Annotated in this window: 9 protein-coding genes; 2 read left to right on the top strand and 7 right to left on the bottom strand. The window is 63.7% G+C overall.

Annotation, left to right across the window (positions count from 1 at the left end):
* Positions 1 to 3 precede the first annotated feature (3 nt).
* Positions 4 to 1,023 (bottom strand): Glu/Leu/Phe/Val dehydrogenase family protein, encoded by a 1,020-nt coding sequence (locus AC1M7R_RS15870; RefSeq protein ID WP_072388284.1) that lies wholly within the window; start codon positions 1,021 to 1,023, stop codon positions 4 to 6.
* Positions 1,024 to 1,208: 185 nt separating this feature from the next.
* Here AC1M7R_RS15870 and AC1M7R_RS15865 point away from each other — a divergent pair, with 185 nt between their 5' ends.
* The gene (locus AC1M7R_RS15865; protein WP_072388285.1) at positions 1,209 to 2,012 is read left to right on the top strand and encodes a SirB1 family protein; all 804 of its coding nucleotides are present in this window, start codon (positions 1,209 to 1,211) and stop codon (positions 2,010 to 2,012) included.
* A gap of 94 nt (positions 2,013 to 2,106) precedes the next feature.
* Here the strand turns inward: AC1M7R_RS15865 and maiA are convergent, their stop codons facing one another.
* Genes maiA through hmgA form a run of 3 tightly spaced genes read right to left on the bottom strand, consistent with a single transcriptional unit; the run spans position 2,107 to position 5,366 of the window.
* Positions 2,107 to 2,742, bottom strand: coding sequence for a maleylacetoacetate isomerase (gene maiA / locus AC1M7R_RS15860; protein ID WP_072430783.1), 636 nt, complete (start codon positions 2,740 to 2,742; stop codon positions 2,107 to 2,109).
* 11 nt (positions 2,743 to 2,753) lie between these two features.
* Positions 2,754 to 4,058: a fumarylacetoacetase gene (gene fahA / locus AC1M7R_RS15855; RefSeq protein ID WP_076405532.1), complete on the bottom strand. Its 1,305-nt coding sequence runs from the start codon at positions 4,056 to 4,058 to the stop codon at positions 2,754 to 2,756.
* A 3-nt stretch (positions 4,059 to 4,061) separates the two neighbouring features.
* Positions 4,062 to 5,366: a homogentisate 1,2-dioxygenase gene (hmgA, locus tag AC1M7R_RS15850; protein WP_072430781.1), complete on the bottom strand. Its 1,305-nt coding sequence runs from the start codon at positions 5,364 to 5,366 to the stop codon at positions 4,062 to 4,064.
* 114 nt (positions 5,367 to 5,480) lie between these two features.
* On the opposite strand from hmgA, the gene AC1M7R_RS15845 reads away from it, so the two are divergent.
* Positions 5,481 to 6,266 carry an IclR family transcriptional regulator gene (locus tag AC1M7R_RS15845; RefSeq protein WP_072388291.1) on the top strand — a complete coding sequence of 262 codons (786 nt, stop codon included), beginning with the start codon at positions 5,481 to 5,483 and terminating at the stop codon, positions 6,264 to 6,266.
* A gap of 186 nt (positions 6,267 to 6,452) precedes the next feature.
* On the opposite strand, the gene AC1M7R_RS15840 is transcribed toward AC1M7R_RS15845, so the two are convergent.
* The 3 genes from AC1M7R_RS15840 to AC1M7R_RS15830 all read right to left on the bottom strand — a co-directional run bounded on the left by AC1M7R_RS15840 (position 6,453) and on the right by AC1M7R_RS15830 (position 12,328).
* On the bottom strand, positions 6,453 to 9,005 hold the full coding sequence (locus AC1M7R_RS15840; protein ID WP_271901505.1) for a helix-turn-helix transcriptional regulator: 2,553 nt from the start codon (positions 9,003 to 9,005) through the stop codon (positions 6,453 to 6,455).
* A 139-nt stretch (positions 9,006 to 9,144) separates the two neighbouring features.
* On the bottom strand, positions 9,145 to 10,512 hold the full coding sequence (locus AC1M7R_RS15835; RefSeq protein ID WP_490609741.1) for a DUF1329 domain-containing protein: 1,368 nt from the start codon (positions 10,510 to 10,512) through the stop codon (positions 9,145 to 9,147).
* Positions 10,513 to 10,534: 22 nt separating this feature from the next.
* The gene (locus tag AC1M7R_RS15830) at positions 10,535 to 12,328 is read right to left on the bottom strand and encodes a DUF1302 domain-containing protein (protein ID WP_072388297.1); all 1,794 of its coding nucleotides are present in this window, start codon (positions 12,326 to 12,328) and stop codon (positions 10,535 to 10,537) included.
* Between the last annotated feature and the right edge of the window lie 304 nt (positions 12,329 to 12,632).

Here is a 12,632-nt window from a genome sequence, read left to right as displayed (position 1 = left end):
GGTTCACTTGTACAGCAAGCGCTCCGCCAGTTCGTCCGCCACCCGCGCCGGCGAGCGCTTTTCGGCCTGGGCGTGGGCGAAGATCTCGGTAAGCCGGGCGCCGATCTTCGACAGGTGAGCCGTAATGGTCGGCAACTCTTCACCGTGGTGTTTCAGGGCGACGTAGATCAGGCCGCCGGAGTTGATCACATAGTCCGGCGCATAAAGAATCCCGCGCCTTTCCAACTGATCGGCCACTTGCAGGTTGCTCAACTGGTTGTGGGCCGAGCCGGCGACGGCCGAGCAGCGCAGTTGCGCCACGCTGTGGCTGTTGAGTACACCGCCCAGGCCACAGGGCGCGAGAATGTCGCAAGGGGTACTGAGCAGCGCGTCGTTGGCGATAGGATGGGCACCCAGTTGCTCCATTGCCAGTTGCACCTTGCCGGGGTCGATGTCGCTGACCAGCAGTTCGGCGCCCGCCGCGTGCAGTTGTTCGGCCAGGGCATATCCCACGTTGCCCAGGCCCTGGATGGCCACCCGCAGGCTTTCCAGGTTATCGCTGCCCAGGCGCGCCATGGCCGTGGCGCGGATGCCGGCGAACACACCCATCGCCGCATGGGGTGCGGGGTCTCCCGAGGCCGTGGTGCTGGTGACATGGCGAGTCTGCTGGGCGATGCAATCCATGTCGGCCACCGACGTGCCGCTGTCGATGGCGGTGATGTAGCGACCATCCAGTTGCTCGATGCAGCGGCCGAAGGCTTCGAACAATGCGGCCCGGCTTTCGACATGGGCCGGGCGCATGATCACCGCCACCCCGCCGCCCACCGGAAGTCCGGCCAGGGCAGCCTTGTAGCTCATGCCCTGGGCCAGGCGTACCGCGTCGACCACGGCACTTTCGTCGTCGGGGTAGGACAGATAACGACACCCTCCCAGGGCCGGCCCAGGACGGCTGCAGTGGATGGCAATGACCGCCTTCAACCCGGTCGTCGGGTCTACGCTCAAGTGCAGCGATTCAAGGCGGGAGCTTTGCATGAGAGCAAACATCGAAAGGCTCCCGAATCACTTTTGTTTGTTTCGCCAGTATAGGCGTGTAGTCGAAAATTGCTGGAGCACGCCGGAATAAGCCGCAGCCGTTGTCAGTCTTTTCGGACATAACCATTACGACGACTGTCCGAGACTGGACGAAACCCCATGGCGGGGCTAAAACGAGGCAAAGCCCGGAGACTGTGATGAAACCGCGCCAAGCTTTTTTTGAATGCCTGCACCGCTCGCCACCGGCCCTGTTCGAAGCGGCGCTGTGGATTGCCGCCGAACATGACCGTGACGTGGACGTGCCGGCCCTGCTCAGTGATTTCAAGGACCTGCAACGGCGTGTCAGCCAGAACCTGCCGATGCTCCCTGTCGCGGAGCTGGGCCAGCCCCTGCTGCGCTGCCTCAACGACCTGGGTTTTGCCCAGGATGACTTCACCCCGCTGCGCCCGCGCGCCGCGTTGCTCGACAAGGTACTGGCGCGCAAGCGCGGGCAACCCCTGGCCCTGGCCTTGATTGCCCTGGAGTTGGCGCGAGGCCTGGAAATTCCGATGGTCGGCGTCAACTTCCCTGGCCATTTCCTGTTGCGCGTGCCCGGCGCCGACCATTTGCTCGACCCCTGCGGCGGCCGCCGGCTCTACCCCAATGACTGTCGGGAACTGCTGCAACGCCAATACGGTGCAAACATGCCGCTCAAGGCCGAGCACCTGGTCACCGCCGAACCGATGCAGATGCTCCAGCGCCTGTCGCGCAACCTCCGGCAATTGCACCTGACGAACGACGAATACATCGATGCCTTGATCGACGCCGAACGGGTACTGGAAATGGGGAATGCCAGCGCCGCCGACTACCTGGCCCGCGCCAGCCTGTACCAGCGGCTCGATTGCCCCAACGCCGAACGCTTCGACCTGGAACACGCGTTGATGCTCAGCGACGATCCGATCCAACGGATCCGGTTGACCGAACGGCTGGGGCATTTACCGCCGAATTCGATTGTGCATTGAACCGGTGGACGGCATTCGGCAGGGATGATGGCCCTGTGGCGAGAGAGCTTGCTCCTCGCCACAGCAATCACCTGGTTTTCAGAACAGCAAGCCTTCAGGGTGTATCCGGCTGGTTCGCCGGATGCGCCTGCCGGAAGGCCGGATGGGCAGCCGCCAACGCGGCAACGCGGCGGATCCGTGGGTACGCGTCCAGGGTCACGTTGAACCGCTCGGCCGCATACAGCTGCGGTATCAGGTAAACGTCCGCCAGCCCCGGTAACGGGCCGAAACAATAGCCCTCATCGCCGATCAACTGCTCCACCGCCGCCAGCCCTTGGCCGATCCAGTGAGCGATCCACTCCGTCACCTGCGTTTCATCGTGTTCCCACTGCCGCAGCTTGTTAAGCACGCTGACGTTGTGCAATGGATGGATGTCGCAACCGATCAGTGCCGCGACGCCCCGTTCATGGGCACGAACCGTCAGGTCCGGATTGAGCAGTGGCACCTGTGGATAACGTTCCTCCAGGTACTCGATGATGGCAGGCGACTGCACCAGCAGCCCGCCCTCGTCGGTACGCAGCGCCGGCACGCGCCCCTGCGGGTTGATCGAAAGATAGGCCGGCTGGCGATGCTCACCGCCCGGTGGGGCGATCAGGTTGACCGGCAGGGCCTGGTAATCCAGGCCCTTGAGCGCCAGGGCAATACGCACCCGGTACGACGAGGTGGAGCGGTAGTAGGTGTAGAGTTCCATGCCCTGGTTCCTCAACGCGCCGGCAGGATCTTGCCACGGCACTCGCCGAAACCGATGGACGCGACGCCCTCACGGCTGCAACGGGCCCGCAAGATGATCTCGTCGCCGTCCTCGAGGAATTTGCGCACTTCGCCGCTAGCCAGTTCGACCGGCTTCTTGCCACCCTCGGTGATCTCCAGGAGGCTGCCGAACTGTCCGTTTTCAGGACCCGACAAGGTGCCCGATCCGAACAGGTCGCCGGCCTGCAACTGGCAGCCGTTGACGCTGTGGTGGGCAATCATCTGCGCCACGGTCCAGTACATGTACCGGGTGTTGCTCAGGGTCAGGCGATGGGCCGGCAGGTTCTGCTCGCGCATGGTTTCGGTCAGCAGCAGCACTTCCAGTTCGATATCGAAGGCGCCACCGGCCTGATCACGCTTGTCCAGCAGATACGGCAACGGTTGCGGATCGCCTTCCGGGCGCGCCGGTTGTGGCCGGCGGAACGGCTCGAGGGCTTCGGCCGTCACGACCCAGGGTGACACGCTGGTGAGGAAACTCTTCGACAGGAACGGTCCCAATGGCTGGTATTCCCAGGCCTGGATATCCCGCGCCGACCAGTCGTTGAGCAGACAGAAACCGCCGATATGCTCGGCAGCGTCACCGATGGCGATAGGCTCGCCCAAGGCGTTGCCCTTGCCGATCCAGATGCCCAGCTCCAGTTCGTAGTCCAGCCGCGCACAGGGGCCGAAGGTCGGCTCGGTCTGGCCGGCGGGCAGGGTCTGGCCCCTGGGACGTCGCACATCGGTGCCGGAAGGGCGGATGGTGGAGGCACGACCGTGATAGCCGATGGGGACGTACTTGTAGTTGGGCAGCAAGGGATTGTCGGGGCGGAACAGCTTGCCGACATTTTGCGCATGCTCGATGCCGACATAGAAATCGGTGTAATCGTTGATCCTGGCCGGCAAGTGCATCTGGCAATCCGCCGCCTGGGGCAGCAGTCTGGCGCCCTGGGCCAGGATCTGGTCGCGCTGCGGGCTGTCTTCGCCCAACAGCACCAGCAGCCGCTCGCGCAAGGCCACCCGGGCGCCGCGCCCCAGTTCGAAGAAGGCATTCAACTGGCCCTCGCCCATGGCCTCGACCGCTTCGCGGGCCGCGCCCTCGAACAGGCCCGCCTCAAGGGCGGCCTGCAGGTCCAGGACATGATCGCCGATGGCGACGCCGCTGCGCGGGCCGCCATTGCCGGTGCTGAAGATTCCCAATGGCAAGTTCTGCAGGGGAAAATCGGCATGGCCGTTGGCGGAGGCCACCCAGCTACGGGCAGGGGAAACGTGAGTCATGGGTTATCTCCGGGTCGGGTCGAACGTGACGGGCAGCGAGGCCCAGCAGGCATCGTAGTCGGTTTGCAGTTGCGGGCAGTCCAGGGCGAACCGGCTCGGGCGCAGCACCTGGCTGGTCTCGAACATGAAGGCCATGGTGTTGTCGATCTTCGTCGGCTCGAGCGTGGCATTGATCGCCTTGGTGCAGGTCTCGCCATCCGGGCCATGGGCGCTCATACAGCTATGCAACGAGGCGCCACCCGGCAGGAAACCTTCGGCCTTGGCATCGTAGGCGCCCTGGATCAAGCCCATGAACTCGTTCATCAGGTTGCGGTGGAACCACGGCGGACGGAAGGTCTTTTCCGCCACCATCCAACGCGGCGGGAAGATCACGAAGTCGAGGTTGGCCAGGCCGTGGACACTGGTCGGCGACGTCAAAACGGTGAAGATGGAAGGATCCGGGTGATCGAAGCTGACCGTGCCGATGGTATTGAAGCGTCGCAGGTCATATTTGTACGGCACGTTGTTGCCATGCCAGGCCACCACATCCAGGGGCGAGTGATCCAGTTCGCACGCCCACAACTCACCGAGGAATTTCTGTACCAGGGTGGTGGGTTGCGCCAGGTTCTCGTAATGGGCCACCGGCGCCAGGAAATCACGCGGGTTGGCCAGGCCGTTGCTGCCGATGGGGCCCAGGTCCGGCAGGCGCAGCGGCGCACCATGGTTTTCGGCGAGGTAGCCCCGGGCCTGTGGGTCGAGCAATTCGACCCGGAATTTAAGCCCACGAGGCAACACGGCGATTTCCAGCGGAGCCAGCTCCAGCACACCCAGTTCGGTGGCGATTCGCAGCCGTCCCAGTTGCGGCACGACCAGCCATTCACCATCGGCGTTGAAGAACACCCGCTCCATGGAGCGGTTGGCACGGTAGTGATAAAGGCTGATGCCGGCGGGTTTGTCCTGGCTAGCATTGGCCGCCATGCGCACCAGCCCGTCGATGAAGTCGGTGGGCTCGGCAGGAATGTCCAGCGGGCTCCAGCGCAGGCGATTGGGAGTGATGTCCCCCAGCGGCCCACCGGCCAGCTGACGCTCCAGGCGGGTAAAGGCCGGATGATTGGCCGACGGCCGGATGCGGTACATCCAGGTGCGTCGCGCTTCGCTGCGAGCCATGGTGAAGGCGGTGCCGGAGAACAGCTCGGCGTAGAGACCGTATGGGGCTTTCTGCGGGGAATTCTGGCCGACGGGTAACGCGCCTGGCAGTGCTTCACTGGCAAATTCGTTGCCGAAGCCCGATTGATAGGCCAGGTCCGATGCCGTGGGATCGAGGTTCATGGAGCCTCCTGAACATCTGTTATTTTTATCGTAATCCAATTACGCATAACGTAATTTGCCCGATAGCAACCGTCAAGCTATAAAGACGCCCATTCGCCCCCAGATCAGGCCTCTATGGAAAACCCGCTCAGTAACGGCAAACAGAAAGTCCGCTCGGCCGAAGTCGGTACCGACATTCTCAAGGCCCTGGCCGAACTCTCTCCGTCCACCTCCCTGTCGCGCCTGGCCGAACACGTGCAGATGCCGGCGAGCAAGGTCCATCGCTACCTGCAAGCCTTGATCGCCAGCGGTTTCGCCGAGCAGAACGCCGCGACCAACCATTACGGCCTGGGCCGCGAAGCGCTGCGGGTGGGCCTCGCAGCGTTGAATGGCATGGATGTGCTGCAGGTGGCCGCCCTGCCCCTGGCAGAGCTGCGGGACGACCTCAATGAAACCTGCTTCCTGGCGGTATGGGGCAATCACGGCGCAACCGTGGTGCGGATCGAACCCGCCGTGCGGGCGGTGACCGTGGTGACGCAACTGGGGTCGGTACTGCCGTTGCTCAGTTCATCCACCGGCCTGGTGTTCAGCGCCTATCTGCCGGAGCGCGAGACAATCGAGTTGCGCCAGCAGGAAGTGAAGAGCAGCCAGGCGCACGCCCTGGCCGACGACCACGCCTATGCCAGCCTGTGCGAGCAGATTCGCAGTCGCGGCCTGCACCATGTGCACGGTTTGCTGATGCCGGGCGTGGACGCCTTGTCCGCCCCGGTCTTCAACGCTGTCGGCCAGGTGGCCGCCGTCATGACCATCGTTGGCCCGACATCGCTGTTCCATGCCGACGAACACGGCCCGGCGGCGCAACGGCTGTTGGCGGCCACCCGGGCCGTGAGCTGGCGGATGGGCTACGAAGGCTCTGTCTGAAAAGCCCTTACTCGGTGAGGCTGCGTTGAAACCGGCTCGTGCGCGAGCCCCATCGCCATGCTCATTCACTCCAGTAAAGTCGCGCGACCCCGGCCGTTCCTCGCCTTGCCTGACCCTCGTCTCAGACTTTTCAAACAGAGCCTGAGGCAGTCCCGCCGGAAGCTTGCAAGAAAGCCACGCGCCGTCCTAACTCATGACCCCCATGCCCTTGGCTTTCGCCACCGCTTGAGTCCGTCGCTGCACGCCAAGTTTGCTGTGGATCCGACGGGCGTGGGTTTTCACGGTGTGCAGCGAGATGAACAACTGTTCGGCGATCTGCTGGTTTGAATGCCCTTGTGCGATCAACCCCAGCACTTCCAGTTCACGCTGGCTCAACAAGGTCTCTTCGGCCGCGGTTGCAGGCGGCTCGATAGGGGCCGCCGCCTGCACCCAGCGCAATAGCTGGGGCTGGCGCAGGCGCAATTCACTCAGGGCGTGTTCCGCTCGCCAGCAGGCGACGCGTTCGAATCCCTCCTCCATGAGCGAACGCGCCAGGGCATGGTCGGCGGACAGCCACGCCACTTCGGCCAGGGCCAGGTGCAACTCGGTCTCCAGCCCATGCATGCCACAGCGCTGAGCCTGCTCGATCATTGCCTTGAGCCGTGCCTGTGGCTCCTGCGCCCGCTGCAGGTAGACCTCGGTGAGCACCAGCAAGTATTCGAGCCTGGGGATCAACTCCAGGGTCGCCGGTGGCGCATGCTTGGCCTGGGGCCCATGGAAATGCCGCAGGACCCTGGTAAGGGCTTCATGGGCCAGCTCCGGACGCCCTTGCTGCAACCAGAACTGGCAGCTGGTTTGCAGCAAAACGCCACGGTAGACCGTGTCGGGAATGTGCCGTTGCTGCATGATCCGCTCGGCATCGCGCAGTTGCATGAAAGCTGCGCCGTAATCCCCCAGGTTGACAGCCAGGCTGGCCTTGCCGAGAAACCCGTAGAGCACCTGTTTATCCTGGTAGCGCAAAGCCGTGTCCAGGCCCCGCTGGAATTGCTCGGCGGCCTGGTCGTCAAAGCCCATGCGCAACGCCAGGCGTCCACGACGCAGGGCGATACGCCCCAGCAGCGCGGAAAAATCCTGGCCCGGCTTGTCCAGCAATACTTGCACCGCCCTGAGCAGATCGTCGGCTCGATGGGGCGCGCCGCGCTGTTCCAGGATCTGGGCATGGTCCAGCTCCAGCAACCCTTCGAACACCAGCGAACCCTGGGCCCGGGCCAGGCACAGCGCCTGGCGGCTGGTCCACTGGGCCGAGGCCAGTTCGCCCTTGAGCAATGCCTGCTGCGTCAATCCCGACAGGCACAGCAACTGCAAGGACCAGGCTTGCGGATCCAGGCCGGCCTGGGCCTGGAGGAAGTGCTCGCGTGCCTGTTCGCCGTCGCCCGACAGATGCAGCAGCCACCCCCGCAGGACCTGCCAGCGAGCCACCAGTTGCCGCTGCTGGCAAGCCTGGGGTTGCGGTGCGAACCGGGTCAGTTGCTCGATGCAGGCCGAGGCCTGATCGAAGCGTCCGGCGAACAGCAGCGCGGCAGTGACCAACCCCACCGATTGCGGCGTGCTCAGGGTCAGTGCCTCGCCTTGCTGGTCATGCAGGTCCAGCAACAGCAGTACATTGTCGCGCTGCAAGACGTGCTCGAAACTCAGGTGGCGCAGGAAACTGATGGCCGCTTCGAACTCCTCGGCCTGGATGGCCTGCTCGAACGCCATTTGCCAGTCCTGTTCGGCGGCGAACCACTGGCACGCCCGTCGATGCCAGGAGCGTCCCTGGGGCCAGGGTTCATCACGCACCAGCCGAGCCAGCGGCGGGAAAATCTGCAGCCAGTCCGAGGACTGCTCCCAAGGTTCGATGAAGCATCCCAGCTCCAGCAGCAAGGGCAGGCACTCCGCCCCCACGGTGTCACCGAACAGATGCTCGCAAAGACGGGCGTTGAAGCGCGGCAGATGCGCCAGCACGCGCCACGCCTGGGCCAGGTCCGCGGTCAACGTGCTGAACAACTCGTACTCGAGGTAGTCCAGCAAGGTGCCGGGCCGCCCTGGCGAGGCGTGACGGCGCGCCCATTCGCACTGTTCGAGCAAGGCGATGCGCACGCCGGCGCACCAGCCGCCACTGCGCTGTATCACCTCCCGGGCGGTTCGGGTTGCCTGGGGCGGGGTCAGATGACCGAGCAAGGGCAGGATATCGTCGGGCGTGAAGACCAGCGCCTTGGCATCGAACTCGTACAGCTCGTCGTCGAGCAGCAGGCGCGTCCAGTTGCAATGCGGACGCCGACGGCCGTTGAGCCACAGATGCAACAGCGGGCTGCTGGCATTGAGCAGACGGTCGAGCCAGTGGTCCAGGCCGGGGTTCGACACCCGGCAGTAATCATCCAGGAACAGCCAGGTGGGGGTTTGCAGGCGGGCCAGATGATTCAGCAGCCCCGCCTCGTCCATCATCGGCAGGCCCAGGGCCTGGGCCAGGCGCTCGCACATCTGCGTCGCATCCAACACGCTGCCTGCCAGGGGCAACCAGTGCACTCGACAATCTTTGGGGGCTTGCAGGAAACACTCGGCGAACAAGGCGCTCTTGCCGCTGCCCGCGGGCGCGCACAGCAACTTCACCCGAGCCCCCGAGGCCAGCAGGGGCTCGCTCAGGGACCTGCGCGGCACATGCGTCGAAGACAGGCGAGGCAGCAATCCAGGACGGTCCGGGCACGGGGACATGGCGGTCATGCGGGCAGGTCCTTTTTATTGTTCTCCCTCCACCCTAGCCCTGTGTCACCCACCTTTGGAGAAGTATTCAGCGCGCTGATCGCAGCCCATAAAAAAAGAGACCGATCGGTCTCTTTTTTCGTAGCGACGGCAGTGGGTGTTACCGAACCCCACTCGACCGCAGCGCCGCCGGGGTGTAGTCGGCCGCACGGGCCTCGAAACCATACACGTAGCTGTGCTTCTCCTCGTTCTTCATGCCCAGGGCAATATAGCGGCCGGCGATGAGGTCGTAGAGTGCCTCGAGGGTGTAGCCCGGGTTCTGGTGATCGTAATAGAACTGGGCATGCCCTTCGGCCACTCGCCACAGTTGCCCACGACCGTCGTAGTGGTCCACCAGCGCGGCCTGCCAACTGTCCTCGTCGATGTACATGTGGCGCTTGGCATAGATATGACGCTCGTTGGGCTTGACCGTGCCGATCACTTCCCAGACGCGATGCAACTCGTAGCGGGTCAGGTCCTGGTTGATGTGACCGGCCTTGATCACGTCGTCGTACTTAAGGTTGGGCGAGTCGAGCTTGTAACTATTGTACGGGATGTACATTTCCTTCTTGCCCACCAGCTTCCAGTCGTAGCGATCCGGTGCGCCGGAAAACAGGTCGAAGTTGTCGGAGGTACGCAACCCGTCGGCGGCGGTGCCCGGACCGTCGTAGGCCACCTGAGGCGCGCGGCGTACACGCCGCTGGCCAGCGTTGTAGATCCAGGCCAGGCGTGGTTCCTTCACCTGGTCGAGGGTTTCATGCACCAGCAGTACGTTGCCGGCCAGACGCGCCGGAGCGGTGACCTCCTGCTTGAAGTAGGTGAGCACGTTGCTGGCCTTTTCTGGATCGGCGTCCTTGATCAGGAACGGCACGGCAATTTCTTCTTCGAAGCGGATCGGCGTGAAACTGCCGTTGGTCTGCGGCGTGGCCTGGGTGATGATGCGCCGCAGGTTGCCACCGTGGTAACGAGTGACGTGGTTCCACAGCACTTCCACGCCGTTCTTGGGAATCGGGAACGCGTAGTAGCGGTTACCGGTGAAATTGGACAGGCCGTTGCCATCGTTGATCGCCGTGACGTTGAGCGCGCTGCGCTTGATCGACTCGTAGATCTCGGGGGGCAGCGACACACTGCGATGGGTCGGATAGACCGGGATCCGGTAGGTTTCCGGGTAGCGCTTGAACATCGCGACCTGGCCTTCGGAAAGCCTGTCCTTGTATTTGTCCACGGTGGCGGCGGTGATGGTGAACAGCGGTTTTTCATTGGCAAACGGATCAGCCAGGAAACCTTTGCTGTCCACCGCCCCGGCATTCTTGGGAATGCCGCCGGTCCAGGCCGGAATCGAGCCATCGGCGTTGCCCGCCTTTTCCGCGCCCACCGGCGTCAGGCTGGTGCCCAGTTTGTTCGCTTCCTCCGGCGAAACCGCCGCCATCACGTTCGCGGCCAGCAGGCTCAGGGCCAGGGCACCGCATTGCAGAATCATCTTGCGCATTGGGTTTTCCTTGTCAGCCAGATCAGAAGTTCACGCCGAAGCTCAGGGCGAGGAAGTCGCGGTCTTCGAGGACGTTGTAGTCGCCGCCGAAAAAGTCGGTGTAGCTCAGGCTGGCGGTGTAGGTGTTGCGGTAGTCGGCGTCGACGCCAACGCTGACAGCCTTCGCGCCCTCGTTGAACAGGCCGTTGGGGCCGTAGCCTGACACGTCGTGAGACCAGGACAGGTTGGGTTTGAAGTTGACGCCGGCGACGACGTTGGAATAGTCGAGAATGGCCCGCGCGCGGTAGCCCCATGAGGTCGAGGTGACGAAACCGTCGGTGTCACCGTTGAAGCCGTACTGGCCGTAGACCGAGTCGCGGCCATAACGCAGCTGGTCCTTGGACTCCAGCCCCCCGACATGCACCACCGCCGCCTCGCCCACCAGGGTCAGCCGATCGGCCCCCAGCACCTGGTCGAAGAAGTGCGTCATGGTGCTCTGGATCTGGGTGATTTCCTTGCGCCGGTAGCCGGTGTTGTCGGCACCCGGCGCGGTCGCGATGGGCGATGCCGCGCCACCGGCAATCGGGTTGACCAGGGCCAGGGTCAGGTCGTTGGTATTGACCTGCACCGGTGCGTTGGGACGGTAGCTGATCTCGCCGGTCCAGGCGGTGCCGGTGGGTAACGTCGTGGAGAAACTGGCGCCGTACAGGCGGATATCTTCCGGGTATTCAAGGTAGTACCCACCACGGCCCAGCATCACGCTTTGCGCAAGGCCCGCACCGCTGCCAGGGACCAGGCCGTTGGCGATCGCGACCATTCCCGGCAACGCCGCCAGCGTCGAAAGCCCCGCCGTGGTGGTCCCGACGGTAGGCGTACGGCTGTGGTAATTCATGAAGTACAGGCCGTACTCGGTATCATCGCCAAGCCAGCGCAACGCCGTGCCCCACTGGCCGGAGTCGCGGGCGTCGCGGTCGCCGCCACGGGGAATGATCACCCCTTCGCTGGACACCTGGATCTCCTGGCCGAATGCCTGGGTCAGGGGCACGAACGGCGCAATCGCCGGACTGCCCACGGTGTAGCCACTGGTGCAACCATCGGCCACCACGTCGTTGCCGAAGAACGTGCCGCAGTTATCCACCACGGTCTGATCCCACTCCAACTGGTAGAAACCTTCGATGGTGAGCTTGTCGGTCAGGCCCTGGGAGGCGAACAGCATGTTCACCGGAATCAGGCCTTCCTTGATTTCCGCACCGGGGCGACGGAAGGCGGACACGTCCACCGGGTTGATGCTGTTGATGGAGTTGCCGATGAAGGTGCTTTCCCCCCAACTGACCACCTGCTTGCCGGCGCGCACAGTGCCCGGCAGATCGGCGATGGAATAGTTGTGATAGACGAAGGCATCGAGAATCTGTGCCCCTGAGGACTTGGCGCCTTCCTTGCGATTGCTGTCGCTGATGTCCTTGAACTCGCGGCCCTCATCCTTGAGCTCGAAGTCATACCAGTACTTGCCACGCACGAACACACCGGTGTCGCCGTACTTGAGTTCGAGGTCGTGCAGTCCTTTGAAGATCTTCGAAAAGGTCTCGCCTTTCTTGAAGTTCAAGCGCCCATCGTCACCGGTGGAAGATTGCCCCCGGCCACCGTTGACCGTCCCCACCAGATCCCTGTCGGCGTCGCGCATGCCCCAGCTCGCGCCAACGGACAGCGAGGAGTCGAACTGGCCTTCGATCTCGCCAATGTTGAATGAAACGGCCTGCGCCTGGGCACAGCAACCCAAGGCCACCGCGACGGCCAGCGCCTGCGGCTTGAAGATGGCGCGCATTGTTATTGTTGTCATGCGTCTTCCCCGGTGAGTGACAGAGACTTCACCCTACTGCCGCCCGGAGCGGGCGATAAGCGCACCAAGGAGGTATTCGCGCTGTCGCTCGAAAGGATTACAGCCTTTGCGAGACGGGCCTTTGCACGACGCATGGATGGACTGGATGACCCATCATCAACGCCACGCATATCCATCGCGGCCATGACACTGTTGCGCGCACTGCAACAGTGCATGTCCGGATCCGGGCTGTTTCCCGACGCGGTCGATCCTTATGCTGGCCGGGCTTGCAGGGTAACGGGCCTGCCAGCAGCCGCCACGGCAT

It is taken from the genome of Pseudomonas sp. MS01C9 (assembly GCF_058202755.1).
The sequence above is the reverse complement of the archived record's forward strand: the minus strand, read 5'-3'. Positions and strand labels throughout refer to the sequence as shown.

What these genes read in the sequence shown, in the direction of transcription:
- AC1M7R_RS15870 (WP_072388284.1), bottom strand. Translation starts at nt 1,023, where the DNA reads ATGTTTGCTCTCATGCAAAGCTCCCGCCTTGAATCGCTGCACTTGAGC.
- AC1M7R_RS15865 (WP_072388285.1), top strand. Translation starts at nt 1,209, where the DNA reads ATGAAACCGCGCCAAGCTTTTTTTGAATGCCTGCACCGCTCGCCACCG.
- maiA (WP_072430783.1), bottom strand. Translation starts at nt 2,742, where the DNA reads ATGGAACTCTACACCTACTACCGCTCCACCTCGTCGTACCGGGTGCGT.
- fahA (WP_076405532.1), bottom strand. Translation starts at nt 4,058, where the DNA reads ATGACTCACGTTTCCCCTGCCCGTAGCTGGGTGGCCTCCGCCAACGGC.
- hmgA (WP_072430781.1), bottom strand. Translation starts at nt 5,366, where the DNA reads ATGAACCTCGATCCCACGGCATCGGACCTGGCCTATCAATCGGGCTTC.
- AC1M7R_RS15845 (WP_072388291.1), top strand. Translation starts at nt 5,481, where the DNA reads ATGGAAAACCCGCTCAGTAACGGCAAACAGAAAGTCCGCTCGGCCGAA.
- AC1M7R_RS15840 (WP_271901505.1), bottom strand. Translation starts at nt 9,005, where the DNA reads ATGACCGCCATGTCCCCGTGCCCGGACCGTCCTGGATTGCTGCCTCGC.
- AC1M7R_RS15835 (WP_490609741.1), bottom strand. Translation starts at nt 10,512, where the DNA reads ATGCGCAAGATGATTCTGCAATGCGGTGCCCTGGCCCTGAGCCTGCTG.
- AC1M7R_RS15830 (WP_072388297.1), bottom strand. Translation starts at nt 12,328, where the DNA reads ATGACAACAATAACAATGCGCGCCATCTTCAAGCCGCAGGCGCTGGCC.